Below are 26,663 nucleotides of genomic sequence, written 5' to 3'. Positions count from 1 at the left end.
GCTGGCTACGCGACGGAGCGACCAGGACGAAGTTCACACATTGCGCACGAACCGTCGACCACGTACTTGTGGCCATCGACAGTGCAGTCCCAGCCTCGGATGGTGAGACGGCTCTCTTTGGCCTCGCGGGCGGTTCTCGCGCGCGCACACGCGCCGCAGGGTTCGGTCGTTCCGGCCGGATGTTTGGGGCAGAAGGGCGAGGACGCGTTATGCGTGACGTCACCCGTCACATCACGGCGTGAGTAGGCACTCTTCTCTTCGGTTTGCCTTAAGGAGCCTGGGCCTACGTTTGCCGTCACATCACGCGTCACGTTACGCGTGACGTCACGCATCGCCCGCGGGTCGCTGGCGGTCGCTCCGTCGGATGAGGCATTCGCACCCTTCTGTCGATCGCGATACGCCTTCTGGCGTCGTCTTGAAGCGTCCCGGTAGCGCTGGATCTCCTCAGCCGTGGACTGGTGGAGAAGATCGCTCCATCCGGTCAGGCGGTAACCGTCCTCCACCCGCGACCACAAGCCGGCCGCTTCCAGTTCGTCGAACGCGTCCGGGTCATCGCCATCAGGGTGAAGGTGCTTCGTAAATCGCACGGGCACCGATCCATCAGTGCCTTGACCGTTGCACCACATCAGCGCGCCAGCGAAGACGCGAAAGGCGCGGTCGCTGAGGTTGTCGAAACGTATGCTCCCCAGCCACTCTGCGGGGAGTCGGGCATCGACCATAGCGGTCTCCGCGAACCCTGGGTCAGGACTCGACGCCGAAGACCTTCAGCAATGCGGCCCGAGGGATCATCCGACGGGGCCCGAGCTGGACAGTCGGGATCGTCCCGCGCTCCACTCCGAGCTTGATGGTCCGATACTCGACGCCGACCAGCACGGCAGCATCCTTGTATGTGAGGGCGAGCGAGTTCTGCGAGCGGTTCATGTTCTTCTCCTTTGTGAGCCACCTTTGTCAGCGCATGCGCACACGGTAGCACCAGCGTGAGCCATATGTGTCATGAATGCGTCATGTCATGCCTTGTTCGGCAATTGGATGCCTGAGATACTGGGCGCATGGTGCAGGTGGAGAACATCGACGTCAGCGACGAGCGCGTCGCCGCCGGAAATGGCGTCGCCGTGCCCGCGTTCTGGACGGTTGTTCTTCGTGGTGAGTCCGGTGTCCCCGGCGCCATACAGGTGCACGTCGCATACGACCCGAGCCTTTATCGGACGGTCGCGACCGAGGTCAGGGTCCTTCGCGATGGTGAGGGAGGCGAAGTCACCAGCCTCACGCTGCGTGAGGTGCGCGTCCAGTACGCGCTGCAGGCGAGCGGGCTGCAGGTGTCCACTGTCTCGGAGCCCGGCCATCCAACCGTCTCGGGTTCGGTGTACCTTCGGCGCATGCAGGACCGCACCGAACGCGATCTGACCGCGAGTGTCGTGGACGCCTCGACAACCTATCGGCTAGCGGCCACGATCAATCTGCCGCCGCTGAGAGCAGTGGCCGACTGTCTGGGTGTGAGTCAGAGCACGGCGACGCGGTTGATGAATCGGGCTCGTATCGAAGGGCTCGCGCCCGGTGTCAGTTTCCCGGATCCGTCAGCAACGGGACCGGTCGTCGGCTCGCCCGAATCCAGCGGACCGAGCATCGGAAGGTAGGCGAGTCGGTGCCGCGTCGTCCAAACCAAGATGGAACTGTCTCGTCGTACGTGACGAAGGCGGGGGAGACGAAGTACCGGATCGCCTATTCGGTGGATCGCGCAGATGGAGACTCGGCTCGCAGGTTCCGACGAGGCTTCGCAACGCAACGGGATGCGCTGAACGCGCTAACCGAAGTGCAGGTCGACATCCGACGCGGCGACCACATCGAGGAGACGCGCGAGACGCTGAACGTCTACGCGGAGAAGTATTTCGACTCGCTGCGCGTGCGCCCGACGACGCTCGCCGGATACCGCAAGCACTTCCGCGTCCACGTGCTGCCGTCATCTGTCGGACGCACGCCGATCGCCGCCATCTCCAAGGACCAGCTCAATCGCTTCTACCGACAGCTCGAGGTGAACGGCAGGAAGGACCGCGGACACATCGGAGATCCGCTCGGCGCCGCGACCGTGCGGCACATCCACGTGCTGATCTCGCAGGTGCTGCAGCATGCACTCGAGGACGGTCTGATCAGGTTCAATCCGGCGAAGCGTGCGTCACCACCGAGCAAGCTCGAGGCCGCTCCGCCGGAGATGGCGACATGGTCGGCTGAGGATGCGCGGCTCTTCTTGGAGTGGTCGCAGTCATCGGGGGACTACCTGTGGTTGGCGTGGCTGACGCTGCTGGGAACCGGGATGCGCCGCGGCGAGATCCTCGGCATCCGGTGGAAGGATCTGGACCTCGAGAACAACGTGATCACGATCGCCCGCGCGATGTCGTACGTGAAAGAGGCCGGCAAGAAGCCGATCATCGACTTCCGAGCGACCAAGAGCGGTCGTGTGCGGAACGTCGACATCGACGTCCGCCTCGCTGGCGCATTCCGCGCAAAGCGGGACATGCTTCGCGCCGTCTCGCCGGAGCTCGCCCGTGGGGAGCACCTGATCTTCTGCAACCGATACGGACAGCCGCACAACCCGACGCAGTTCTCGCGCCAATGGCGTGAACGGGTGCTCAAGGCGTGCGCTCTGCATCCCGATCTCGATGAGCTCCATCTGCACGAGCTGCGGCATACGCATGCCACGCTCCTTCTGCGCGCTGGCGTGCATCCAAAGATCGTGTCGGAGCGCCTCGGCCATGCCGACATTCAGACGACGCTCAACACCTACTCCCACGCGGTGCGGACGCTCCAGCGGGGTGCCGCAGATCTTGTCGGCCAGCTTCTCTCGCCGGTGCCCGCTGAGCCGCCGACACTCACTACTCCGTAATCACTCACCACTGCCTCGGTGCTCGCCCTCACTCCGACAATCAGCGAATAAGCGAGCGGGCGCGGCGGAGTGCCCGATGTGAGCGGTTGCTAAGCGCAGCTCGGAGCGCAGCGGAGAGCGGAGTCTGCAAATAGCGATCTGAGGGAACGGAGCGGCGGCCGCTCGCTACCATCTCGCTGTCGGAGGGATGGCCCACTTCGCCGGAACTCGTGTCCGAAACCCGCCAGCGCCAGATGTGACATGACTACGCCACGTCGTGACGGGCTCATGTCAGAGCTGAGTCGATCCGCGGGAAATCGGCGGCTTCCGAAGCCCGAAATCGGCGTTAACTGTGCCACCAACTGTGCCACGGGAAAAAAATCGGGTCGCGATCCCTTGTAAACACTGGGATCGGAGTGGCGGAGGATAGGGGATTCGAACCCCTGAGAGCTTTCACTCAACACGCTTTCCAAGCGTGCGCCATAGGCCACTAGGCGAATCCTCCAGCAGCCCCGGAGGGCCAGCGACCATCTTACCCTGACGCCGCTACCTCGCCCGCACGGGCGCCCCGGCGGCGTACACGCTGCCCGGACGGATCACGAGCGAGCGAGGCGCGAGCAGCGCGAGGATGCGCCGCGCCGGCGGCGTCGCGGCGAGCAGCGAGACCCGCACGGCTGCGGCGGCGTCGGCTGCGGCATCCCCGATCCAGTACGAGCGCGTGCCGGCTCGGGAGTAGCTCACACGCTCGATCGCGATCAGCACGACGTTGATCTCACTCGCGGGCACGCCGTGCTCCACGATCAGGCGCTGGGCGAAGGCGCGAGGCGTCTCGCTGGCCGGTACCGATATGCCCAGGTCGATCGCGGCATCCTGCACCGTCTGCCACGCCGCCGCGGCGTCGCCGCGACGCGCGGCGATATCGAGCTGACGTCGGCGCAGCTCGCGCACCAGGAACGGCAGCGCGAGCACGATGACGACGACCACGGCGACCGCGACGAGAGGCACCGGATCGACGGCGGTGCCCGCCGCGCCGGCGGCGGTCCCGCCGCGCTGCTGTTCGGGATCCGTCTCATCGACGCCGGTCGGCGCAGTGGCGGACGGCGAGGCGGCGGGAGCCGATTCACCGGGTTCTCCGCTCTGGCCCGGAAGCGCTGCCGCGGGCGAGAACGACGTGGGCACGCCGAGTCCCGATGTCGGCTCGAACGCGATCCACCCGAGTCCGCCGAAGTACACCTCGGGCCAGGCGTGCAGCTGCGAGCTGGTGACGGAGTACACCGGTTCCGCGCCGATCGCGTCGTTCGTGGGCTGCCCCGGCAGGTAGCCCACCACGACGCGCGACGGCATGCTGAGCGTGCGAGCCATCAAGGCGAACGCCGATGCGAAATGCACGCAGTAGCCTTCGCGCTGCTCGAGGAACTGAGCGACCGCCTCGGCCCCGCTCCCGTCGAAGCCGTCCTCTACCGGCGCATCCAGCGAATAGCTGAACTCGCTGCCGCGGAACCACCGCTGCAGCGCGGTCAGACGGTCGTAGTCGTTCGTGGCCTCGGCGGTCACCTCGGCGGCGAGCTGCGCGATGATCGGCGGAGTATCGGTGGGAAGCTCGGTGGTCTCGTCGCGAACCTGCTCGCCTCCGGCCGACAGCGCGCGGATCTGCTCCAGCGTCGGGCGCGGCTGATTCGCGACCACCTCGTAGGACTGCCCCTGCGTCGAACCGGACTGCGCTACCACCGTGCGGTTGTACGGCACGGCGCCCCAGTCGCCCTCCAGCCCGGTGACCGTGACGGCGGGGTAGGGGATGGGCGCCCAGACCGATTCGAGGTAGAGCACCTCGACGTCGGTGGTGTATTCGGTGACGCGGATGTCGGGATCCACCGAGACCTCGCCGAGCGCGAGCTCGCTCGCCAGGGGCACGGTGCGCACGCGGTCGGGCTCCCACACGCCGCCCTCGAATCGGGTGAGCGTCGTCGCGCGCAGGTACGGCACGTTCGCCGAATCGGTGCGCAGACGCAGCACCTCGACCTCCTGCGGGCGTCGCAGATCGTCGCCCAGCTGAAGTGTCGCGTCGATCCCGGGACCGGTTCCGAGCCCCGCCCCGGCCCGCAGCGTGGGCTGGGGGAGCAGCGGCGTCGCGACGAGCGCGACGACGATCGCGATCGCCCCGATCCCGACGGCCGTCGCCGGAACGCCGGCGCTGCGCTCCGCCTCTTGCTCCAGCGGCTTCTCGCGCGAGCGCGTCTCGGCACGGATGACGAACAGGATCGTGACCGCGAGGAACACGAACCCGATCAGATCCACGTCGCCGGGCACGGCGATGGAGGGGATGAGCGACACCGCGACGATCCCGACTGCGGCGAGGAGCGGCATCCGGGCTGTGACGACGACGTGGTCGATGATGATCGTGAGCAGCCCCATCGCCCCGACCACGACGAACGCGACGGAGAGGGTGGCCTCGAGCGGAGCCGCGCCGAGGACGATCTCCTCCATGGCCGTCTCCACCAGCTGAGGCACCGCGCGGAACGTGTCGAGCGTCGGGATGATCCAGAGGATCGCGGTGTCTCGCAGGAAGACGAGCGTCATGAACACCGCCCACACGGCGGCTTCGATGAGTGTCACCGCGATGGCGGGCAGATGGTACCGGCGGGCGTTGTAGCCGGCGGCGAGGACCAGCACCGACAGCAGAAGCGCGCCGACGAGCCACGCGTTGGACTCCACGACCCGCGCGACCGGCAGGAGAGCGGCGAGCAGCGCCGAGAGGATGGCCGCCGCCAGCAGCCACTCGCCGCCGCGTCTGGCGGTGTCGGGGGTCGCCGCTGCGTCAGTTGAGGACATGATGCGTCCCCCGGCCGACGGCGTTGGCCCACGAGATCGCGAGATCGCCGTCGGGATCGATCACGGCCACGTGCCAGCCGTGATCGGCCGCCCGCTCGAAGGCGTCGCCGACAGGGCCGACGGCGAGGATGAGAGGCAGCGTGCTGTGATGCGCGACCGGCCCGACGATGTCGGCGTCGGGCGGGTCGAAGCGTCCGACGACGAGCACGATCGGCCCGGTTGACACCCCCGCGAACAGGCGGGGGAGGCCCGGCAGATGATCGTCGCGCCGTGCGGTGACGGTCGCGAAATGCGCGAGCATCGCCTCGACCTCGGTCATGTCGCCGCCCTCGATGCGCTCGACCAGCACGGTCCCGTCGCTGTCGAGGACCTCGACCGCGTATCCGTCGTGCACCAGCCGCGCGACAGCCGACACGCACGCCGATACGCCCGCCTCGAAACCCGGATCGGCGCCCGGCGCGTGAAGGGCGTCGATCGACCAGCGCAGCGCCCCCCGATCGAGCACGACCGTCGCCTCGGGCGTGGACTCCTGCTCCTCCTGACGCACCATCAGCGTGTCGCGGTGCGCGGTCGCGCGCCAGTGGATGCGGCGCATCGAGTCGCCCGGCGCATACGGGCGCGCCACGAGATTGTCGGCGCCCTGGCCGAGCTGGTTCGTCGTCGTGTGCAGCGTTCCGCCGGTGGCACCGGCGTAGTCGACGAGCGGAGACAGGTCGACGACAGCGGGCGCGACGGTGACCGGGGTGCGCTCCCCGAACACGAGGGTGCGCCGGGCGATCCCGAAAGGGTCGGTGGAGCGGACGGTCAACGGCCCGAGCGGGTGCACCCCTCGACGCACGCCGGTGACGGTGTAGACGAGGTCGACGGAACGTTCGCTGCCGCGCAGGCCCGATCCGAGGGCCGGGAAGGCGCCCGTGGCCTTGCCGCGCAGCCCTTTGGGCAGCGTGTCGCGCCAGGTTCCGGGCGGTGTCGGAATGACGGTGCGCACGCCGACCCGGACCGAGACGTGCGTCTCGCGACCGACCGATGCCACATCGGGGACGAGCGAACGCGTCACCACGTCGCGGCGACGTCCGACGTAGAGACAGCCGACGCTGGCGGCGATGACGGCGAGCAGCAGGAAGCCGAAGTACATCAGCTCCACGATGCCGGCCTCGTTCGCGACGACGAAGCACGCGATCGCGAGGACGAGCGCGCCCGTTCCCCGGACGGTCAACGGCCACACGCGTCTCATCGTCTGCTCACTGCCGGGAGGCGATGGGAACGCGCACGCTCGCCGCGATCCGCTCGAGGATCGTCGTGATCGCATCGGCGGTCGTGCGCGCCCTGGCGCCGCCGGCCGATCGCGTCGGGATGAGCCGGTGCGCGAAGACGGGGATCAGCAGCGCCGTGACGTCGTCGGGGATGACGAAGCCGCGTCCGTCGAGCGCCGCCCACACCTTCGCGGCGCGCACCAGCTGCAGCGTCGCTCGCGGGCTCGCGCCCAGGCGCAGGTCGGTGTGGCCGCGGGTGGCCTGCGAGAGCGCGACCGCGTAGTCCTCGATCGCGGGGGCCACGTGCACGGCGCGGGCCCAGGCGACGAGTCCTGCGACCTGGTCGGCCGATACGACGGGGGCCAGGCCGTCGAGCGGGTTGGCGCTGTCGCGCTGCCGGAGCATGAGCGCCTCGGAGCGCGCGTCGGGATAGCCCATCGAGATGCGCATCATGAACCGGTCGCGCTGCGCCTCGGGAAGGGCGTAGGTGCCCTCCATCTCGAGCGGGTTCTGCGTCGCGACGACGAGGAACGGATCCGGCACGTAGTGGGTGTGGCCGTCGACGGTGACCTGACGCTCCTCCATCGCCTCCAGCAGCGCCGACTGGGTCTTGGGCGAGGAGCGGTTGATCTCGTCGGCGATCACGATGTTCGCGAAGATCGCGCCGGGCTTGAACTCGAACTCGCGGTCGACGGGGTTGAACACACTCACACCCGTCACGTCGCCGGGCAGCAGATCGGGGGTGAACTGGATGCGCCGCACCGTCGCGTCGACAGAGGTGGCCAAGGCGCGCGCCAGCATCGTCTTGCCGACGCCCGGCACGTCCTCGATGAGCAGGTGGCCCTCGGCGAGGAAGCACACCAGAGCGCTGCGCACCGCGTCGGGCTTGCCGTCGATGACGCTGCCGACCGCGTCGAGGATCGAGTCCGTGACGCGGGCGAAATCGTCCGCGGTGAGCGGGCCCGATATGGGCCGTCCCGCCGGGTCGGATCCGCGCGACGCGCGCTCGGCGAGACCATCCGTCATCGCGGTATCGACCATCGCAGGCCTCCAGTTCCGCCTCGGACGGCGGGTCGGCGGTGAGCGCGGGCTCCCTCGCCCACGCGTTGATCCTAATCGCGAAGAACGCCCGTGACGATGGCTCGGGTACTGGGAGAACCCTGGATGCCGCGGCCGGCACCCGCGGCACGAGGCCTGGTCGAACCGGGTTAGACTGGTTTCAGCTCTCCGCGAGGCGGCATCCAGGCCAATTCCCCCAGGACGGAAACGTAGCAAGGGTAACCAGGCTCTGCCGGGTTCGCGGAGAGTCTTAATCTTTCCGGGCGAAGGGGCCCTCCAGCACAGACCACTGCAGCAGCATGATGGTCTTCGCATCCTGGATGCGACCGTCGCGGATCATCGCCAGCGCCTCATCGATCCCGGGTTCGAGCAGCTCGATGTGCTCGCCCTCCTCCTCCAGGCCGCCGCGATCGCCGCTGCGGGACGATCCGTCGTACGGCGCCGCGAAGAAGTGGATGCGCTCGGTCACCGACCCCGGGCTCATGTACACGTCCCACACGTGTTCCAGATCGCCGACCTCGACACCGGTCTCCTCGGCCGCCTCGCGCCGGATCGCCGTCGTCGGATCATCGTCGTCGAGCAGTCCCGCGGCGGTCTCGATGAGCATCCCGTCGGGGTGATCGTTGACATAGACGGGGTAGCGGAACTGCCGGGTGAGCAGCACCGTCCGACGCTCCGGGTCGTACAGCAGCACGGTTGCGCCGTTGCCGCGGTCGTAGGTCTCGCGCTGCTGCGTCTCCCACTCGCCGGACGGACCGCGGTACTCCAGCGTCGTGCGCCGCAGCACATGCCACCCCGCGGCGAGCAGTTCGACATCGGTCACACGCACCTGCGGGTTGCGCGCGAGGTCGAGCCCCGTGCGGTCGAGCCCCGTGCGGCCTCGATGATCGGGCACGTCGACGCCGGGGCGCGGCACGGATTCGCTCATGCGCGGAGCCTACCCAATCCCCTCGCCGATCCCGCCGGACCGGTCACCGCACCGGCTCCCGGTGCGCGCAGCATGCTGACAGGGTCGCGCCCGTAGGCTGGACGCGTGGCGCAGAGCATCTACATCACGTCGGCCGAAGGTCATTCGGGCAAGTCCACGGTCGCGCTCGGCGTCCTGGACGCCCTCAGTCACGCGACTCCGCGGGTCGGTGTCTTCCGGGCGATCGCCCGCTCGACCATCGAGCGCGACTACGTTCTCGAGATGCTGCTCGACCACGACGGCGTCGATCTCGCCTACGACGAGTGCATCGGCGTCACCTACGACGAGGTGAGGCACGATCCGGATGCCGCACTCGCGAGCATCGTCGAACGCTACAAGGCCGTCGAAGCCCAATGCGACGCCGTCGTCATCGTCGGCAGCGACTACACCGACGTCGGCAGTCCCGCCGAGCTCGCATACAACGCGCGCATCGCGGCGAACCTCGGCGCCCCGGTTCTGCTCGTGCTCGGCGGCCGGTCGGCGCAAGGGCAGACTGTGCCCGAGCAGCTCGGCTCGTCGTTCGCGCGCACACCTGCCGAGATGGGGCAGATCGCCGACCTCGCGCTCGCCGAGCTCGCGCACGGCCGGGCGAAGCTGTTCGCCGTCATCGCGAACCGCGCCGACCCGGTGCGCACCGATGAGACCATCGCCGCCATCCGCGGCTCGATCGACGCATCCACCCCGCTCGACATGTCGGATGTGCCGGTCTGGGCGATCCCCGAGGACCGCTACCTGGTCGCCCCGTCGATCCGCGGGATCATGCGCGCCGTCGACGGTGCACTGCTCGCCGGCGACCCCGACCGCCTGACGCGCGAAGCGCTCGCCGTCGTGGTGGCGGGCATGTCGATGGTGAACGTGCTGCCGCGCCTGCTGGAAGGCGCCGTCGTCGTGGTGCCCGCCGATCGCTCCGAGGTGCTTCTCGCGACGCTCCTCGCGAACGCGTCGGGCACCTTCCCGTCGATCTCGGGCATCGTGCTCAACGGCGGGTTCGAGCTGCCCGAGCCGGTCATGCGGCTGCTCGACGGACTCGGCTCGAACGTGCCGATCATCACCACCGAGCTCGGCACCTACGAGACGGCGGTGCGCGTCATGAGCGCGCGGGGCCGGCTCGCCGCAGACTCGCAGCGCCGCTACGACACCGCCCTCGCGCTGTTCGAGCAGAGCGTCGACATCGACGAGATGCTCGAGGCGTTCGGCGTCGCACGCGCCACGGTGGTCACGCCCCTGATGTTCGAGTTCCAGCTGATCGAGCGGGCACGCGCGCAGCGTAAGCGCATCGTGCTGCCCGAAGGCGACGACGACCGCGTGCTCCGAGCCGCCGCGACCGTGCTCAAGCGCGGCATCGCCGACCTCACGATCCTCGCCGAGCCGATCGAGGTCCACGCCCGCGCGATCGAACTCGGCATCGACATCAAGGCCGCCGAGGTGCTGTCGCCCTTCGACGCGGTGCACGTCCACCGCTTCGCCGAAGAGTACGCGCGCCTGCGCGCCCACAAGGGCGTCACCCACGCGCAGGCCTCCGACACCGTGACCGACGTGTCGTACTTCGGCACGCTCATGGTGCACCTGGGGCTGGCCGACGGCATGGTGTCGGGTGCGGCGCACACGACGGCGCACACCATCCGCCCCGCCTTCGAGATCATCAAGACGAAGCCCGGGGTGTCGGTCGTCTCGAGCGTCTTCCTCATGGCACTGGCCGATCGCGTGCTCGTCTACGGCGACTGCGCGGTGATCCCCGACCCCACGAGCGAGCAGCTCGCCGACATCGCGGTCTCCTCCGCCGCCACTGCCGCGCAGTTCGGCATCGACCCGCGCATCGCGATGCTGTCGTATTCGACGGGCGAATCCGGATCGGGCGCCGATGTCGAGAAGGTGAGGGATGCCACGGCACTGGTCCGCACGCGGGCTCCGGAACTGCTCGTGGAGGGGCCGATCCAGTACGACGCGGCTGCCGACGCCGCCGTCGCCGCGGCGAAGATGCCCGGATCCGCGGTCGCGGGCCGCGCGACGGTGTTCGTCTTCCCCGATCTCAACACCGGCAACAACACCTACAAGGCGGTGCAGCGCTCCGCCGGCGCGGTGGCGATCGGGCCGGTGCTGCAGGGACTCAACAAGCCCATCAACGACCTCTCGCGCGGCGCTCTGGTCGATGACATCGTGAACACCATCGCGATCACCGCGATCCAGGCACAGGGGGAGTGACGGTTGCTCGCCCCCGTCGCGCTGCCGCCGGCATCCCTCAACGATGTCCCGATCGCTCGCCTTCATGTCCCGAGATCGTCCGCAAGCCCTACGCCGCAGGCGAGAAATCGGAACATCGTGAGCAACGGATGCGCCTTCGGGCCGAGAGGAGGCGCTGAATGACTCCGGTGCTCGTCATCAACAGCGGGTCGTCGTCGTTCAAGTACCAGCTGATCGACATGGAGACCGAGGCGACCCTCGCGTCGGGCCTGGTGGAGCGGATCGGCGACCCCCTGGGTGAGGCGAAGCACACGGTGTTTGCGCCGCAGGGCGACGGTCCGGTGGCGACCTTCCTCGACGCGACGCGCACCCGCGAGCTGCCGATCCCCGATCACACCGCCGGCTTCCAGGTCATGCTCGACGCGTTCGCCTCCGACGGGCCGTCGCTCCAGGATCATCCGCCGATCGCGGTCGGGCACCGGGTCGTGCACGGCGGTGCGCGGTTCTTCGAGCCGACGCTCGTCACGCCGCTGGTCGAGATCAACATCGACGAGCTCTCGGTGCTCGCACCCCTGCACAACCCTGCGAACCTCGCCGGGATCGTCGCCGCGCGCAAAGCCTTCCCGGACGTGCCTCACGTCGCGGTCTTCGACACCGCGTTCCACCAGACGCTCGCCCCCGAGGTCTTCACCTACGCGATCGACGCCGATGTCGCGGCGGCCCATCGCATCCGCCGGTACGGCTTCCACGGCACCTCGCACAAGTTCGTGAGCGAGACGGCGGCGGCCTTCGTAGGGCGCCCGCTCGAAGACCTCAAGCAGATCGTCTTCCACCTCGGCAACGGCGCATCCGTCACAGCGATCGACGGCGGGCGCTCGGTCGAGACGTCGATGGGATTCACCCCGCTCGAGGGGCTCGTCATGGGTACGCGCTCGGGCGACATCGATCCCGCCGTGCTGTTCCACCTCGCGCGCCGCTCGGGCATGTCGATCGACGATCTCGACGACTTCCTCAACAAGCGCAGCGGCATGGTGGGTCTCGCCGGATCCAACGATCTGCGCGACATCCGCGCCGCGATCGCCGCGGGCGATCAACGCGCGCGACTCGCGTTCGACGTGTACGTCCACCGGCTGCGCGCCTACGCCGGTGCCTATCTCGCGCAGCTCGGCGGCGCCGACGTGATCTCCTTCACCGCGGGCGTCGGCGAGAACGCGCCCTACGTGCGCGAGCGCGCTCTCGAGACCCTCGGCTTTGCCGGCGTCGAGATCGATCACGAGCGCAACATGGCGACCGAGCGCGGCATCCGGATCATCTCGACGGACGCCTCGGCCGTGACGGTGCTGGTCGTTCCGACAGATGAAGAGCTCGAGATCGCCAGACAGACACTGAGCGTCGCACGCGCGTAACCTGCCCGCCGTACCCTGAGGGAGTGCCCATGGACGCCCTGCCCGACCTGACCGCATACGACGCCGTTCTGTTCGACCTGGACGGCGTACTGACACCCACCGCCGAAGTGCACATGCACGCATGGCAGACCATGTTCGAGGAGCTCTTCGCCACCTGGGACATCTCTCCGCCGTACACCGAGCGGGACTATTTCGATCATCTCGACGGCAAGAAGCGCTATGACGGCGTCGCGAGTCTGCTGCGCTCGCGCGACGTCGAGGTGCCGTGGGGCGATCCGTCCGATCCGCCGAGCGCCGACACGGTGTGCGGCATCGGAAACCGCAAGAACGTCGTGTTCGAGCGGGTGCTGCGCGCGGAAGGCATTGCGGCGTACCCCGGGTCGCTGCGGCTGCTGGACGTGCTCGCCGCGGCCGGCACCCCCGTCGCGGTCGTCTCGAGCTCGAAGAACGCCGAAGAGGTGCTCGCCGCCGCCGGCATCCGCGATCGATTCGTCGTCGTGATGGACGGCGTCATCGCCGAGCGCGATCACCTCGCTTCGAAGCCCGCACCGGATGTCTTCGTCGAAGCGGCGCGGATGCTGGGGGTCGATCCGACGCGCAGCGCCGCGGTCGAAGACGCCATCAGCGGCGTGCGCTCGGCGGCCGCCGGAGAATTCGCCCTCGTGGTCGGCGTCGACCGCGGTGTGGGCGAGCAGCACCTCGTCGACGCGGGAGCCCACGTCGTCGTGAAGGACCTGGAGGAGTTCGTCCAATGATCGACCGCGACCGCTTCCCCGTCGACGAATGGCGGCTCGTCGAGACGTCGTACGACCTCGACGACGCCGGTGTGACCGAGACCCTGTTCTCGGTCGGCAACGGCTACCTCGGCCTGCGCGGCAACCACCCCGAAGGGCGGTTCGCGCACGAGCAGGGCACATTCATCAACGGGTTCCACGAGACGTTCCCCATCCGTCACGCCGAGCAGGCCTACGGCTTCGCCGAGGTCGGCCAGACGATCATCAACGCGCCCGACGCGAAGGTGATGCGCGTCTACGTCGACGACGAGCCGCTGTCGCTCGACGTCGCGGATGTCCGCGAATACGAGCGCGTGCTCGATATGCGCGACGGAGTGCTTCGTCGCCACGTGCGCTGGATGACGCCCTCGGGCAAGGACGTCCTGATCGAGGTCGAGCGCCTCGTCTCGTTCGAAGAGAAGCACCTCGCGCTGATGTCCGTCGAGGTGACGGTGCTCAACGCCGACGCCCCGGTCACCGTGAGCTGCCAGATGATCAACCGCCAGGACGGCGAAGACGTCTACGGCGGCACGCCGTCGGCCACCAAGAAGGCCGGCTTCGACCCGCGCAAGGCGGAGCGCATCCACGAGCGCGTCCTGCAGCCCCAGGAGTACTGGCAGGACGGCCTCCGCTCGGCGCTGTCGTATCGCGTCACCGACTCGGGCATGACCATCGCCCTCGTCTCCGACCACCTCGTCGAGACCGACAACGAATACAGCGCACGCACCCTCATCGAGCCCGACATCGCCAAGAACGTGTTCCGCGTGCAGGCGAAGGCGGGTGTGCCGGTGCGCGTCACCAAGCTCGTCAGCTATCACACCTCCCGCGGCGTGCCCGGACGGGAGCTGGTCGACCGCTGCCGTCGCACGATCGACCGCGCGCTGAGCGAGGGCATCGACGAGATCCGCGTGCGCCAGCGCGCCTGGCTCGACGGATTCTGGGAGCGCTCGGACGTGCGCATCGGCGGCCACGGCGACCTGCAGCAGGCGACGCGGTGGTGCCTCTTCCAGCTCGCGCAGGCCTCGGCCCGCGCCGACGGCCAGGGTGTGCCGGCAAAGGGCATGACAGGCTCGGGCTACTCCGGGCACTACTTCTGGGACACCGAGATCTACGTGCTCCCGTTCCTGGCGTACACGACCCCGCTCTGGGCGCGCAACGCGCTGCGGATGCGGTACCTGATGCTCCCGGCCGCCCGCAGGCGCGCGTTCCAGCTGAATGAGGCCGGCGCGCTCTTCCCCTGGCGCACCATCAACGGCGAAGAGGCATCCGCCTACTACGCGGCCGGCACGGCGCAGTACCACATCAACGCCGACGTCAGCTATGCGCTCGCCAAGTACGTGCGCGCCACCGGCGACGACGAGTTCCTGTTCCGCGAGGGCGTCGACATCGCCGTCGAGACCGCCCGGCTGTGGACGACGCTCGGCTTCTGGCGCTCGGTCGACGGCGCGGGGGAGGAGACCTTCCACATCCACGGCGTCACGGGACCCGACGAGTACACGACGGTCGTCAACGACAATCTGTTCACGAACGTCATGGCACGCTTCAACCTGCGCTTCGCCGCGCGCACGGTGCGCGAGATGGCCGAGATCGACGGCGAGGTGTACCGCCAGACGGTGGACCGCCTGGGGCTCGAGCCGGGCGAGGCCGAGGCCTGGGAGCGGGCCGCCGAGGCCATGCACATCCCGTTCAGCCCGAGCCTCGGCATCCATCCGCAGGATCACGTGTTCCTGGAGCGCGAGATCTGGGACCTGGAGAACACCCCGCTCGACAAGCGGCCGTTGCTGCTGCACTTCCACCCGCTGGTGATCTACCGCTACCAGGTGCTCAAGCAGGCCGATGTCGTGCTCGCGCTGTTCCTGCAGGGCAATCACTTCTCGCCCGAAGACAAGCTGGCCGACTTCGAGTACTACGATCCGCTGACCACGGGCGACTCGACCCTGTCGGCGGTCGTGCAGGCGATCCTGGCGGCGGAGGTCGGCTACCAGGATCTCGCCCTCGAGTACTTCCGGCAGTCGATCTTCGTCGACCTCGCCGACCTGCACCACAACGCCGCCGACGGCGTCCACGTGGCTTCTGCGGGCGGAGTGTGGACCGCGCTGGTGTCGGGCTTCGGCGGCATGCGCGACCACTTCGGCGAACTGTCGTTCGACCCGCGGCTTCCCGCCGCGTGGCCGTCGCTCGAGTTCGTGCTGCACTGGCACGGCACGCGCCTCGAGATCGAGGTGACGCGCGAGCAGATCCGGGTCCGCGCTGCCGAGGGCGACCCCGTCGGCTTCAGCGTGCGCGGCACCGGCTACGTGGTCGGCGCAGGCGAAGAGGTCGTGGTGGCGCTCGACGGGCAGGGGCCGGTGATCGAGGGCCGACCGACCCTCGGCGAGCTGGGCGACGCCCGCCGGGAGGACGGCTCGCTGCTGTCGGCATCGGTTCCGACCGTCACTTCGACGATCCCGATCATCGTGGGAACCGCCGACATCGAGCACGGCGCCGACGCGTAGCGCTGACGCTCAGGGCGTCTCGGGAGCGATCGCAAGAACGGGTGTTCCGGCCGGAACACCCGTTCTCGGCGAGCGGGCGTTTGCGTGAGGGCGCCTCAGAGGACCGGACTCAGTTCGGCAGGCCGAGCGGGAACCTCCAGCGGCGCCTCGAAGAAGCGCAGCTCGTGCGTCATCGAGCGGGCGAACGCATCGGTCATGCGCGCGCGCTCCCGAGGCCCGGCATCGCGCGCGGCGGCGTCGGCGATCGACACCGCACGAGCGGTCGCCTCGGCGAACGTCGGGTCGCCGTACATCGCGAGCCAGTCGTCGTACGGATGCCCGTCGCGCCGCGCCGATTGCAGTCGCGAACCGAGATCGGTGTAGAGCCAGAAGCACGGCAGGAGCGCCGCGACCAGCTCGCCGTACGACCGGGTCGAGGCGTGCAGGTGGTTCGTGTACGCGAGCGTCTGCGGAGCGGGGTCGCGATCGGCATCGGCCCCGAGGTGGCCCTCGTGCAGCCGCAACTCCTCCACCAGTGCCGACTCGGCCGACCGTGCCCAGAACGCCTGCTCGTCGGCGGTCGGTGCGAGCGTGCTCGCGCGGGCGAGGAGCCTGGAGTACTCGCCCAGGTAGATCGCGTCCTGCGCGAGGTAGTGGCGGAACGCCTCACCCGGCAGCGACCCGTCGGCGAGCCCGCGCACGAACGCGCAGGCATCGACGTCGTCGCGGACGACGGCGGCGGCATCCCACACCTCACGGGACCACAGACTCGGCCGGGGTCGCGCCTGCGTACCCCGCCGCAGCTCGTGGAAGTGATCGATCGGGCCGTTGCCGCCTCCGACCCGCAGCGCATCGGCATGCGTGAGTGCGCCGGTGAGCCATTCCTTCGCCCGTGCGAGTGCCTCGGGCCAGGTCGCGCCCTGGGCGCGCAGCGTGGCCATCGCCGACGAGAGCGAGCACCCCGTGCCGTGCGTGTTGCGGGTGGCGACGCGCACCCCCGCGATCTCATGCACGCCGTCGGGGCCCACGATCGCGTCGGGGCACGCACCGCCGGCGAGGTGTCCGCCCTTCAGGAGCACCGTGGCTCCGGTCGATCGGTGCAGCCTGCGGGCGGCCGAGATCGCCGCCGGCCACGTCTCGGCCTGCGGGCGGCCGGTGAGCACGGCGAGCTCGGCGAGGTTCGGAGTGATCAGATCCGCCTCGCGGCACAAGCCGTGAAGGGCCTCTTCCGCCGCGGTGTCGAGCAGGCGGTCGCCGCTCGTCGCGATCATCACCGGGTCGAGCACGACGATCGGCGGGCGCGTGCGGTCCAGCCATGCGCGCACCGCGGCGATGATCTCGACCGACTGCAGCATCCCGATCTTCACGGCGTCGATCTCGACGTCGTCCGACACGGCATCCAGCTGCGCCGTGAGGAACGCCACCGGCGGCACGTGCACCTCGCGCACGCCGCGCGTGTTCTGAGCGACGAGGGCGGTCGTAACCGCCATGCCGTAGCCGCCGAGCGCGCCGATGGACTTGAGGTCGGCCTGCAGACCGGCACCGCCGGTCGGATCCGTACCGGCGATGCTCAGCACACGGGGAATCGCGGTCATCGTGCGGCCACCGCTCCGGGCGTCGCGAATGCGGCCGCGGTGCGGAACGCACGGGTCGCCGCCCCGGGATCGTCCGCGGCGCAGATCGCCGAGACGACCGCGACCCCGGCAGCGCCGGCGTCGCGGAGCGCAACCACATCGCCATCGACGACACCGCCGATCGCGATGCACGGCAGCGCCGTGCGCGCCGCGAGCCCGGCGAACCCTTCCACTCCGAGCACCGGCGGGTGGTTGGGCTTCGTCGAGGTGGGGCGGATGACTCCTACTCCCAGATAGTCGAGCGTGCCGGCGGGAAAAGCGGATGCCGCGTCCAGATGCGCAGGCGTGTTCGCGGTCCACCCGACCACCGTGTGGGCGCCGAGCAGCCGGCGCGCGGTGGTCGGCGGCAGATCGCTCTGGCCGAGATGCACGCCGTCGATGCGCGCCCCCGCGTCGCGTGCGGCCAGGGCGACATCGACACGGTCGTTGACGAGCACGAGAGCTCGGCCGGCGACGGCATCCGCCACCGCCCGTGCCTGCCGCAGGAACTCGCGCCCGCTCGCGGACTTCGCCCGTACCTGCACGACGTCGACGCCGGCGGACGCCGCCGCATCGACCACCTCGAGCAGACGCGCGAACGGCACGCGCTCGTCGGTGACCAGGTGCAGTCCGAACCCGTCCCCTGCCGGGCGCGGGTTCATCGAGCCACCGCCGTCAGTGCGACGCGGGCGTCGAGATCGGATGCCGCCGTGGCGTCGAGCGCGTCCAGGAATGCCACCGCGAACGAACCCGGGCCGCTCGAGAGCGCCGCGGCGCGCTCGGAAGCGTCGGCATAGAGGGCGGATGCCGCCACCGCCGCCTCGAGCGGCGCGCACACCCCGAGGAACGCGGCCATGACGGCACCGAGCGAGCAGCCGCCCCCGGTCACGCGCGTCAGCAGCGCATCACCGCCGCCGATGCGCACGATGCGCTCGCCGTCGGTCACGAGGTCCACCGGGCCCGAGACGGCCACCACCCCGCCGGTGCGTACCGCGAGCGCACGGGCGGCCGGGGCCGCGGCATCCGGTCCGTCCGTCGCATCGACGCCGCGACCGCCCGCACCGGCTCCAGCGAGCGCGAGGATCTCGGAGGCGTTGCCGCGGATGATCGCCGGGCGGTGCTCGAGAAGCTCGGCGGCGAGCGCCGTGCGCACAGGCAGTGCGCCGACGGCGACCGGGTCGAGCACCCATGCGCTCGTCGCGCGAACCGCTTCGCGCGCGGCGTCGCGCTGCTCGGCCGTGGGTGTGCCGAGGTTGACGAGCACGCCGTCGGCGAGGCCCGCGAACATGCCGGCCTCGCCCGGCAGATCGCACATGGCCGGCGCCGCGCCGATCGCGAGCAGCACATTCGCGGTGAAGCCGGTGACGACGGCGTTCGTGATGCACTGCACGAGCGGTGCGGCATCGCGCAGCGCCGTCAGCGCCTCGGAGGGGGACAGATGGACGGTGGTTGCGCGCGTGTTCATCGCGACATCCCTTCGCTCGCATGATCGAGATCAGGTTCGACGGGTGTGGTCTCAGCCCGCCGCGCGGGCACCCCGTGTCACTGCCGAGCAATCTAGCAGGCCCCGTCGCCGACCACGTCGATCCGGTCGCGACGTCTCGATCCGATGTCGCGGCCACGCCGTAGGCTGTGGGGGTGACCACCGCTCTCTATCGCCGCTACCGGCCCGAATCGTTCGGCGAGATGATCGGCCAGTCGCAGGTCACCGACCCGCTCATGACCGCCCTGCGTGGCGACCGCGTCGGCCACGCCTACCTGTTCTCGGGCCCGCGCGGGTGCGGCAAGACGACTTCCGCGCGCATCCTCGCACGCTGCCTCAACTGCGCGCAGGGCCCCACCGACACCCCCTGCGGCACGTGCGACAGCTGCGTCGAACTCGGCCGCGGCGGGGGCGGATCCCTCGACGTCGTCGAGATCGACGCGGCCTCGCACAACGGCGTCGACGACGCCCGCGACCTGCGCGAGCGGGCAGTTTTCGCCCCGGCGCGCGACCGGTTCAAGATCTTCATCCTCGACGAGGCGCACATGGTGACGCCGCAGGGCTTCAACGCTCTGCTGAAGCTCGTCGAAGAGCCGCCCGATCACGTCAAGTTCATCTTCGCGACGACCGAGCCCGAGAAGGTCATCGGAACCATCCGCTCGCGCACGCACCACTACCCGTTCCGCCTCGTGCCGCCCGCGGCCATGCTCGAGTACGTCGAGCAGCTGTGCGGGCAGGAGGGCGTGCAGGTCGAGCCCGGCGTGCTGCCCCTGGTCGTGCGCGCCGGCGGCGGATCGCCCCGAGACACCCTGTCGCTCCTCGACCAGCTCATCGCGGGCTCCGAGGTTCCCGAGTCCTCCGAAGGGTCGGCAGAGGCCGGGACCGTTCTCGTGCGGTACGAGCGCGCCGTCTCACTGCTCGGCTACACCCACGCCGAGCTCCTCGACGAGGTCGTCGACGCGTTCGCCGTCGCTGACCCCTCCGCGGCGTTCGCGGCCGTCGACCGCGTCGTGCAGACCGGTCAGGATCCGCGCCGATTCGTGGACGACCTGCTCGAACGACTTCGCGATCTGATCGTCATCGCCGCGACCGGTCAGGGCGCCTCCGCTGTGCTGCGAGGCATCTCGGCCGAGGACCTCGCCCGCATGCAGCAGCAGGCCGACGCCTTCGGCTCGTCGCGGCTGTCCCGCATCGCCGATCTGGTGATCGCCACGCTCGACGACATGACCGGTGCCACGTCGCCGCGCCTGCAGCTCGAACTCATGGTCGCCCGGGTGCTCGCCCGCGCGACCGAGGGGTCCGCAGCCGTCGGCGGGGCCGGTTCTGCGCCGGTGCCCACGACCGCGCCTGTGCGGGCTGCTCCTGCTCCGGCAAGCACTCCGGCTATCGCTCCGGCTCCCGCCGGTGCGCCGGCTCCCGCCGCTGCGCCGGCACCGTCAGTGGCAGTGGCAGTGGCAGCGGCTGCTCCGGCACCGGTCGCCACCGCTGCCGCAGCAGCGGACACCGCGCCTGCTCCTGCTCCCGCGGCAGCGGACACCGCGCCTGCTCCTGCACCGGCGCCGTCCGGGCCGGTCACGCTGGACCGCATGCGCGACTCGTGGTCGGACGTGCTCGGCCGGCTCGAGAACGTCAGTCGCTCGTCGTGGATGCTCGCGTCCAACGCCAAGGTCGTCGCGCTCGACGATGATGTCCTCACTCTCGCGTTCCCGAGTCAGAGCGATGTCGTCAAGTTCAAGCAGCTCGCGGCCGGCAAGGGGCCGAGCGAAGATCTGCGCCAGGCGATTCTGGGTGCGCTCGGCATCCGCGTGAAGTACATCGCGAAGCACGACCCCTCCGGTGGATCCGGCGGCGGAGCATCCGGCGCCGGCTCGCAGCCGGACGGCACGTCCGGAGGCGAGCCGAACAGCGTCACCTCCGGCAGTGGGTTGCAGGGCGGTCCCGCCGGCAGCGGTGCGGCGCGGGAGCGGCCCGCGAGCGCGCCCCGGCCATCCGCCATCCGATCGAACGCGCCGTCCGCGGCGGCACCGGTCACCGAATGGGCCGTCGCACCGATCCCGACAGACGCCGATGCCCCGCCCCCCGACCCGGGGCCGCCGGCCGACGTGGCCGCGCCCGCGCAGTTCGCGGTCGACGATGAGCCCGAAGACGCCGCCTCCGCCGCGCGCGTGCGCACCGCGACCCTCACTGCGCCGCACGAAGGCGACGTGCTTCCGCGCGCCGATGTCGCTGCGTCGATCGAGCGCGACGACGACGACGACGAACTCGACGGAACGGATGCCGCGCCCGACGCTCCCGTGCCGCCCACGGTCGCCCCGCCGCTGACCGCCGTCACGGCCGCGCGCCCCGACACAACGCTGCGAAACCAGGGTGTCCAGCGCTACGGCGAAGCGGTGGTCCGCCAGATGCTCGGGGCGACGTTCGTCGGCGAAGAGCCCTACGAGCCGCCGACGAGGTTCAGCTAACCCATGTACGACGGCATCGTCCAAGACCTGATCGACGAGTTCGGCCGACTCCCGGGCATCGGCCCGAAGTCGGCGCAACGCATCACGTTCCACATCCTCCAGACTCCGAACTTCGACGTCTCCCACCTCGCTCAGCTCCTCGCAGAAGTACGCGAGAAGGTGCGCTTCTGCGAGGTGTGCGGCAACGTCTCCGAGCAGGACCGCTGCTCGATCTGCCGCGACCCGCGGCGCAACGAGACGCTCATCTGCGTCGTCGAGGATGCCAAGGACGTCGCCGCGATCGAGAGGACGCGCGAGTTCCGCGGGCTCTACCACGTGCTCGGCGGCGCCATCAGTCCGATCGCCGGCATCGGACCCGACGACCTGCGTATCACGCAGCTCATGCAGCGCCTGGCCGACGGCACGGTCCAGGAGGTCATCCTCGCGACCAACCCCAACCTCGAGGGAGAGGCGACGGCCACCTACCTCAGCCGTCTGCTCCACACGCTCGAGATCTCGGTGACTCGCCTCGCATCCGGCCTGCCCGTGGGCGGCGATCTCGAATACGCCGACGAGGTCACCCTCGGCCGCGCGTTCGAAGGTCGTCGCTCCATCTGAGATTCCGGCGCTCGGGTCTGTCCGGCACGCGGTCTGTCCGGCACGCGGTCTGTCCGGCACGCGGTCTGTCCGGCACGCGGTCTGTCCGGCACGAGATCTGTCCGGCACGCGGTCTGTCCGATCCCTCGGTCTATCCTGTCCGATCCCGACCCTAGATTGGCGGTCGGACGTAGCACGGTGGCAGTCCCCGTGCGGCAACCTGAGGGGATGAGGCACGACGCATGAACGGCACCATCGAGAGGTTCGACGCGCGCGCCTGGGTGCTGTTCGGCGCGATGGCTCTCCTCTGGGGCGTCCCGTACCTGTTCATCAGCGTCGCCGTCGAGTCGTACTCGCCCGCCGCCGTCGTCGCCGGGCGCACGCTTCTGGGCGCGCTGCTGCTCCTGCCGTTCGCACTCCACCAGAAAGCGCTGCGCCCCGCGTTCGGGAAGATCGGCTGGGTGCTGCTGTTCGGCGCCATCGAGATGGCCGGACCGTTCATGCTGCTCGGCCACGCGGAACAGACCCTCCCGTCCGGGCTGACGGGCCTGCTCGTCGCCACGGTGCCGCTGTTCGCGGCGCTCATCGCGTTCGGCGGGGGCGACCGGTCGGTCCTCAAGCCCGCCCGGGCGATCGGACTCTTCGTGGGCTTCGCAGGCGTGTTCGTGATCGTCGCCGGACCGGGGCTGGCCATCGACGGTGGAGGAGGCCTCGTCGCGGTCGGCGAGGTCCTGCTCGTCGCGCTGCTGTACGCGATCGCGCCATTCATCATCGCGACGAAGCTCCGAGACGTCCCCTCGCTCGGCTCGATCACGCTGGCTCTCTTCGCCGTCGGGATCTTCTACACGCCTATCGCGTTCCTCACGCAGCACCAGGTGCCCACCGTCGCGAGCACCGTCTCGCTCGTCGCGCTCGCGGTGCTGTGCACGGCGGTTGCGTTCATCGTCTTCTTCGCTTTGATCAGGCGCGTCGGTCCGGTGCGGGCGCCGCTGTTCACCTACGTCAACCCCGTGGTCGCGATCGTCCTGGGCACCGTGATCCTCGGTGAGCAGCTCACGCTGGGGCTGCTGATCGGCTTCCCGCTGGTGATCCTCGGCTGCTGGCTCGCGGCGACGGGCGGAACCATCCGCGTGCGAGAGCCCGGAACCGATCTGCCCCCCATCGCCCCGGGCTGAGCCGGGTCCGCGACACGCCGGGTTCCTCCCGCTCGATGCAGGTTCATTTTGACGTTGTCCATCTCGCAGACGAAATATCGAGGCGATGTCCGTCGGGACGTTTCTGTCATCACTAGTCGTCGGGGCAGTACCCTCGGGGAATGACAACGTCGAGCGGATACTTGTTCGGGGCCGCCATCTATCTCGGAGCTGGCATGATGATGCTCGGCGCAGGATTGTCGGAGTGGTGGTCGGTCGTCTCGGTCGTCATCATGTTCGTGGCCGCCGCGGTGTCTTCGATCCGATTCGTTACTGAGTACCGTCTTACACGGCTCGAGGCATCGGGACCGGAATCAGGTCAGTAGAGACTCACGGCCAGCGGGAAAAACTCGCGGACACGTTCATCTGTCGGCGCTCGACGCTGCGGACACATTGACCCTTCTGGGCGCGCAACGTCGCAGGCGCGACGGAAGTTCGAACTGTTTCCTACAGGGCCTTGTAGATTCCGCTCGGAGTTGTCCATTTCGCAGATGAAATGTCTACGCGGTGTCCGTCTGGACATTTCGGGTGGCGGGCCCGCTCCTGACACCATGGGCGCATGGCATTCACGATCCGAGAACCGCGGCCGGTTGATGCGTCGGAGCTCGCCCATCTGCACGTTGCGACGTGGAAAGAGGCGTACTCTGATCTGCTCCCCGCCGACTACTTCTCCGAGCAGTACGTCGAGCGTCGGCACCGCATGTGGCATCACGCCCTCACACACCCGCGGGATGACATGACGGTTCGGGTGGCCGAGACCGGCGGGACAATCATCGGTTTCGCGTGGGTGGGGCCGGGCGAAGGTCTGAACGGTGAGAAGCCACCTCGCGACCGCTTGCTCTACGCGATCTACGTTTTGGCTGCCCACTACGGGACGGGGGCCGGTCAGGCGCTTCTGGACGAGACTCTGGGAACGGACCCGGCGATGCTGTGGGTCGCGAAGGAGAATCCACGAGCAACGGCGTTCTATCTGCGCAACGGTTTTCATTTCGATGGAGCCGAGCAGATCGACCCGCACGCGCCGCTGATCACCGACGCGCGGATGGTGAGATAGCGGTGTGGGAGTCGTCGAGTCGCTTCAACGCCGTCATGGCGTCCGAGCTCGAACTCCTTGACCCTGACGTGCGTCGTAACGCGGACCGCGTGCGCACCGTCCTGCACCCAGACTTCGCCGAGATCGGCCGTTCAGGTCGTCGATGGACTCAAGTCGACACCATCGCTGCGCTCGAACAAGAGGAAGGCCGCGTCGCACCCGAAACCGACGAGTGGATGTTCAACCAGGTCCCGCCCGGCTTGGTGCTCGTGACCTTTCGCATCAGCACTCCTGCGGCGAGCAGCCGGCACGCATCCCTCTGGGACGTGAGTGGCAGCGCACCTGTGATCCTTTGCCACCAGGGCACGCCGCTACCTCTATCGAACTAAGGCGGACACGACGTTCCTCAGATTGCGCGGATTCCCTCGGACAAGTCGTTGTGTCAATCCGCGGCTCACCCGATACGGAACTTCGCCCACGGTCTCCGCACCCACGGATCCGATTGCGGGCTCGCGCCCGCCGAGACGGTCAGCGCAGCACTTCGACGAGCGCGACCCACGAGACGACGATGGCCGACACGATGGCCAGCAGCGTTCCCACGGCGGCGATCGTCAGGCCCACCGGCGCCGCGAAGAGCAACGCGAGCGACGCGGCCGCGTAGGCGGTGATCGGTGCGAATCCGAGTGCTGCTTTGAACACGCGCGCGACGTGTTCGGGATCGGGGTCGTGCGCGATGACGCGGGTCGCATGCACCTGGAAGATCGCGGCCAGCAGTGTGGAGACGCCGATCACCACGCCGTACGAAAGGATGCCGACGTCGGGAACGAGACCCACTCCCGTGACGATGATCGCGAGTACGAGCGCCGCGATCGCCGCGGCGAGGCGTGCGGTCAGGGTGTTCGATTTGATGATCTCGGCGATGTTGACGCTCGAGGCCACGATCACGAGACCGGCGAGTGCGGCCGTGGCGCCGACCATCGCGACGTTGAACTCCGACCAGGCCTCGATCTGCTCCATGTTCGGATGCTAACGGCCTCGTACCGGTGCCGCATCAGCGGGTGAGGCGTCACATGACCGGATGCGCATGAGCGCGTCCGTAAGATGGATCGGTGGGTGCGGCATCCGTTCGCCCACCCGATATGACACGCGTGCCCTTACGAGGCACCTCCGGGAGTTCCATCGTGGCGCTGATCGTCCAGAAGTACGGCGGTTCGTCGGTCGCCGATGCCGAGAGCATCAAGCGGGTCGCGAAGCGCATCGTCGACACCCGTCGCGCCGGGCACGACGTCGTCGTGGCCGTGAGCGCCATGGGTGACACCACCGACGAGCTGCTCGACCTGGCGGGCCAGGTCGCGCCCATCCCCGCGCCGCGCGAGCTCGACATGCTGCTGTCCAGCGGCGAGCGCATCTCGATGGCACTGCTGGCGATGGCGATCCACTCGATGGGCTTCGAGGCGCGGTCGTTCACCGGCAGCCAGGCCGGCATGATCACGGATGCCACGCACGGCGCGGCCCGGATCGTCGATGTCACCCCGATCCGTCTGCGCGAGGCGCTCGATGAGGGCGCGATCGTCATCGTCGCCGGCTTCCAGGGCTTCAACCGCGATACCCGCGACATCACCACGCTCGGACGCGGCGGCTCCGACACCACCGCCGTTGCGCTCGCCGCCGCCCTCGACGCGGATGTGTGCGAGATCTACAGCGACGTCGACGGCATCTACACCGCCGACCCGCGCGTCGTGCCGAAGGCGCGCAAGCTCGGCGTCGTATCGGCCGAAGAGATGCTCGAGCTCGCGGCCAACGGCGCCAAGGTGCTGTACATCCGGGCCGTCGAGTACGCACGCCGCCACGGCGTGCTCATCCACTCGCGCTCGACGTTCAGTTCGAGCGTCGGAACCTACGTGCTCGGCCCGGGGATGACCCTCCCCGATGGCGAAGAGGGAGAACAGATGGAAGAGCCGATCGTCGCGGGAGTCGCGACCGACCTCAGCCAGGCCAAGATCACGGTCATCGGCGTCCCCGACGTTCCGGGCAAGGCGGCCGAGATATTCAAGGTCATCGCCAAGTCCGGCGCGAACGTCGACATGATCGTGCAGAACGTGTCGGCCGCCGCCACGGGGCGCACCGACATCTCGTTCACCCTCCCCAAGACGGACGCGGCGATCGCTCTCAAGGCGCTCGCGGGCGACCAGGCCGACATCGGGTTCCAGAACCTGGTCCACGACGACCAGATCGGCAAGCTGTCGGTGGTCGGCGCGGGCATGCGCACCCACTCGGGTGTCTCGGCGACGCTCTTCGAGGCGCTCAGCGTCTCGGGCATCAACATCGAGATGATCTCGACCTCCGAGATCCGCATCTCGGTCGTGGTGCGCGGCGACGACCTGTCCGAGGCGGCCCGCGTCGTGCACGCCGCCTATGGCCTCGACGGCGACACCGACGCCGTCGTCCACGCCGGCACCGGCCGCTGACCGGCGCCGCCGGCCCCCGAAGAATTCACCGAAGGT

At 69.2% G+C, this 26,663-nt stretch carries 23 protein-coding genes, 1 tRNA gene, 1 other RNA gene and 1 riboswitch; of the genes, 14 read left to right on the top strand and 11 right to left on the bottom strand.

Annotated features, from left to right (window positions below; genetic code table 11):
- Positions 1–5: 5 nt before the first annotated feature.
- Positions 6–719, bottom strand: coding sequence for a hypothetical protein (locus KEC57_RS02520; protein ID WP_229382927.1), 714 nt, complete (start codon positions 717–719; stop codon positions 6–8).
- 22 nt (positions 720–741) lie between these two features.
- On the bottom strand, positions 742–921 hold the full coding sequence (locus KEC57_RS02515) for an excisionase family DNA-binding protein (protein WP_229382926.1): 180 nt from the start codon (positions 919–921) through the stop codon (positions 742–744).
- Positions 922–1,049: 128 nt separating this feature from the next.
- Here KEC57_RS02515 and KEC57_RS02510 point away from each other — a divergent pair, with 128 nt between their 5' ends.
- Both KEC57_RS02510 and KEC57_RS19055 read left to right on the top strand, forming a co-directional pair.
- Entirely contained in the window at positions 1,050–1,634 is a 585-nt protein-coding gene (locus KEC57_RS02510) for a hypothetical protein (protein ID WP_229382925.1), read from the top strand.
- Between the two features lie 8 nt (positions 1,635–1,642).
- Positions 1,643–2,878 (top strand): site-specific integrase, encoded by a 1,236-nt coding sequence (locus tag KEC57_RS19055; RefSeq protein WP_372456936.1) that lies wholly within the window; start codon positions 1,643–1,645, stop codon positions 2,876–2,878.
- 396 nt (positions 2,879–3,274) lie between these two features.
- On the opposite strand, the gene KEC57_RS02500 is transcribed toward KEC57_RS19055, so the two are convergent.
- The 4 genes from KEC57_RS02500 to KEC57_RS02485 all read right to left on the bottom strand — a co-directional run bounded on the left by KEC57_RS02500 (position 3,275) and on the right by KEC57_RS02485 (position 7,980).
- Positions 3,275–3,362: transfer RNA gene (locus tag KEC57_RS02500), tRNA-Ser, on the bottom strand.
- Positions 3,363–3,403: 41 nt separating this feature from the next.
- On the bottom strand, positions 3,404–5,686 hold the full coding sequence (locus KEC57_RS02495; protein ID WP_229382923.1) for a transglutaminase TgpA family protein: 2,283 nt from the start codon (positions 5,684–5,686) through the stop codon (positions 3,404–3,406).
- A complete protein-coding gene (locus KEC57_RS02490) occupies positions 5,673–6,920 on the bottom strand; it encodes a DUF58 domain-containing protein (RefSeq protein WP_229382922.1) in 1,248 nt (415 codons plus the stop codon). Before KEC57_RS02490 ends, KEC57_RS02495 begins: the two co-directional genes overlap by 14 nt.
- A 7-nt stretch (positions 6,921–6,927) precedes the next feature.
- Positions 6,928–7,980, bottom strand: coding sequence for an AAA family ATPase (locus KEC57_RS02485; protein ID WP_229382921.1), 1,053 nt, complete (start codon positions 7,978–7,980; stop codon positions 6,928–6,930).
- Positions 7,981–8,157: 177 nt separating this feature from the next.
- On the opposite strand from KEC57_RS02485, the gene ffs reads away from it, so the two are divergent.
- An RNA gene (gene ffs, locus KEC57_RS02480) (signal recognition particle sRNA small type) lies at positions 8,158–8,254 on the top strand.
- Here the strand turns inward: ffs and KEC57_RS02475 are convergent.
- Positions 8,249–8,926 (bottom strand): NUDIX domain-containing protein, encoded by a 678-nt coding sequence (locus tag KEC57_RS02475; RefSeq protein WP_229382920.1) that lies wholly within the window; start codon positions 8,924–8,926, stop codon positions 8,249–8,251. The genes ffs and KEC57_RS02475 overlap by 6 nt on opposite strands.
- Before the next feature lie 105 nt (positions 8,927–9,031).
- Here KEC57_RS02475 and pta point away from each other — a divergent pair, with 105 nt between their 5' ends.
- The 4 genes from pta to KEC57_RS02455 all read left to right on the top strand — a co-directional run bounded on the left by pta (position 9,032) and on the right by KEC57_RS02455 (position 15,820).
- Positions 9,032–11,167 (top strand): phosphate acetyltransferase, encoded by a 2,136-nt coding sequence (gene pta, locus KEC57_RS02470; RefSeq protein ID WP_229382919.1) that lies wholly within the window; start codon positions 9,032–9,034, stop codon positions 11,165–11,167.
- Positions 11,168–11,325: 158 nt separating this feature from the next.
- On the top strand, positions 11,326–12,552 hold the full coding sequence (locus tag KEC57_RS02465; protein WP_229382918.1) for an acetate/propionate family kinase: 1,227 nt from the start codon (positions 11,326–11,328) through the stop codon (positions 12,550–12,552).
- 29 nt (positions 12,553–12,581) lie between these two features.
- Positions 12,582–13,307: an HAD family hydrolase gene (locus KEC57_RS02460; RefSeq protein ID WP_229383674.1), complete on the top strand. Its 726-nt coding sequence runs from the start codon at positions 12,582–12,584 to the stop codon at positions 13,305–13,307.
- Complete coding sequence (locus KEC57_RS02455; protein WP_229382917.1) at positions 13,304–15,820, top strand: glycoside hydrolase family 65 protein; 2,517 nt, start codon at positions 13,304–13,306, stop codon at positions 15,818–15,820. Before KEC57_RS02460 ends, KEC57_RS02455 begins: the two co-directional genes overlap by 4 nt.
- A gap of 95 nt (positions 15,821–15,915) precedes the next feature.
- Here KEC57_RS02455 and KEC57_RS02450 read toward each other — a convergent pair whose 3' ends face one another.
- The 3 genes from KEC57_RS02450 to thiM all read right to left on the bottom strand — a co-directional run bounded on the left by KEC57_RS02450 (position 15,916) and on the right by thiM (position 18,877).
- Positions 15,916–17,394 carry a bifunctional hydroxymethylpyrimidine kinase/phosphomethylpyrimidine kinase gene (locus KEC57_RS02450; protein WP_229382916.1) on the bottom strand — a complete coding sequence of 493 codons (1,479 nt, stop codon included), beginning with the start codon at positions 17,392–17,394 and terminating at the stop codon, positions 15,916–15,918.
- Positions 17,391–18,074, bottom strand: a complete 684-nt coding sequence (gene thiE, locus KEC57_RS02445; RefSeq protein ID WP_229382915.1) for a thiamine phosphate synthase — start codon at positions 18,072–18,074, stop codon at positions 17,391–17,393. The genes KEC57_RS02450 and thiE overlap by 4 nt, the downstream gene beginning before the upstream one ends.
- Complete coding sequence (gene thiM, locus KEC57_RS02440; RefSeq protein ID WP_229382914.1) at positions 18,071–18,877, bottom strand: hydroxyethylthiazole kinase; 807 nt, start codon at positions 18,875–18,877, stop codon at positions 18,071–18,073. The genes thiE and thiM overlap by 4 nt, the downstream gene beginning before the upstream one ends.
- Positions 18,868–18,962, bottom strand: a riboswitch (TPP riboswitch). (Overlaps the previous gene by 10 nt.)
- Before the next feature lie 88 nt (positions 18,963–19,050).
- Between thiM and KEC57_RS02435 the strand changes: the two genes are divergently transcribed.
- The 6 genes from KEC57_RS02435 (at position 19,051) to KEC57_RS02410 (ending at position 24,548) form a co-directional block, all read left to right on the top strand.
- Positions 19,051–21,357 carry a DNA polymerase III subunit gamma and tau gene (locus KEC57_RS02435; protein ID WP_229382913.1) on the top strand — a complete coding sequence of 769 codons (2,307 nt, stop codon included), beginning with the start codon at positions 19,051–19,053 and terminating at the stop codon, positions 21,355–21,357.
- Between the two features lie 3 nt (positions 21,358–21,360).
- On the top strand, positions 21,361–21,954 hold the full coding sequence (gene recR, locus KEC57_RS02430; protein ID WP_229382912.1) for a recombination mediator RecR: 594 nt from the start codon (positions 21,361–21,363) through the stop codon (positions 21,952–21,954).
- Between the two features lie 221 nt (positions 21,955–22,175).
- Positions 22,176–23,108, top strand: a complete 933-nt coding sequence (locus KEC57_RS02425; RefSeq protein WP_229382911.1) for a DMT family transporter — start codon at positions 22,176–22,178, stop codon at positions 23,106–23,108.
- 140 nt (positions 23,109–23,248) lie between these two features.
- Positions 23,249–23,452, top strand: coding sequence for a hypothetical protein (locus KEC57_RS02420; RefSeq protein WP_229382910.1), 204 nt, complete (start codon positions 23,249–23,251; stop codon positions 23,450–23,452).
- A 233-nt stretch (positions 23,453–23,685) separates the two neighbouring features.
- Positions 23,686–24,180 (top strand): GNAT family N-acetyltransferase, encoded by a 495-nt coding sequence (locus KEC57_RS02415; protein ID WP_229382909.1) that lies wholly within the window; start codon positions 23,686–23,688, stop codon positions 24,178–24,180.
- A gap of 35 nt (positions 24,181–24,215) precedes the next feature.
- A complete protein-coding gene (locus KEC57_RS02410; RefSeq protein ID WP_229382908.1) occupies positions 24,216–24,548 on the top strand; it encodes a nuclear transport factor 2 family protein in 333 nt (110 codons plus the stop codon).
- Positions 24,549–24,687: 139 nt separating this feature from the next.
- Here the strand turns inward: KEC57_RS02410 and KEC57_RS02405 are convergent, their stop codons facing one another.
- The gene (locus KEC57_RS02405) at positions 24,688–25,176 is read right to left on the bottom strand and encodes a hypothetical protein (protein WP_229382907.1); all 489 of its coding nucleotides are present in this window, start codon (positions 25,174–25,176) and stop codon (positions 24,688–24,690) included.
- A 164-nt stretch (positions 25,177–25,340) separates the two neighbouring features.
- Between KEC57_RS02405 and KEC57_RS02400 the strand changes: the two genes are divergently transcribed.
- On the top strand, positions 25,341–26,627 hold the full coding sequence (locus KEC57_RS02400; RefSeq protein WP_229382906.1) for an aspartate kinase: 1,287 nt from the start codon (positions 25,341–25,343) through the stop codon (positions 26,625–26,627).
- Positions 26,628–26,663: the final 36 nt, after the last annotated feature.

It is taken from the genome of Microbacterium allomyrinae, assembly GCF_020682705.1.
Classification (GTDB): domain Bacteria; phylum Actinomycetota; class Actinomycetes; order Actinomycetales; family Microbacteriaceae; genus Microbacterium; species Microbacterium allomyrinae.
The sequence above is the reverse complement of the archived record's forward strand: the minus strand, read 5'-3'. Positions and strand labels throughout refer to the sequence as shown.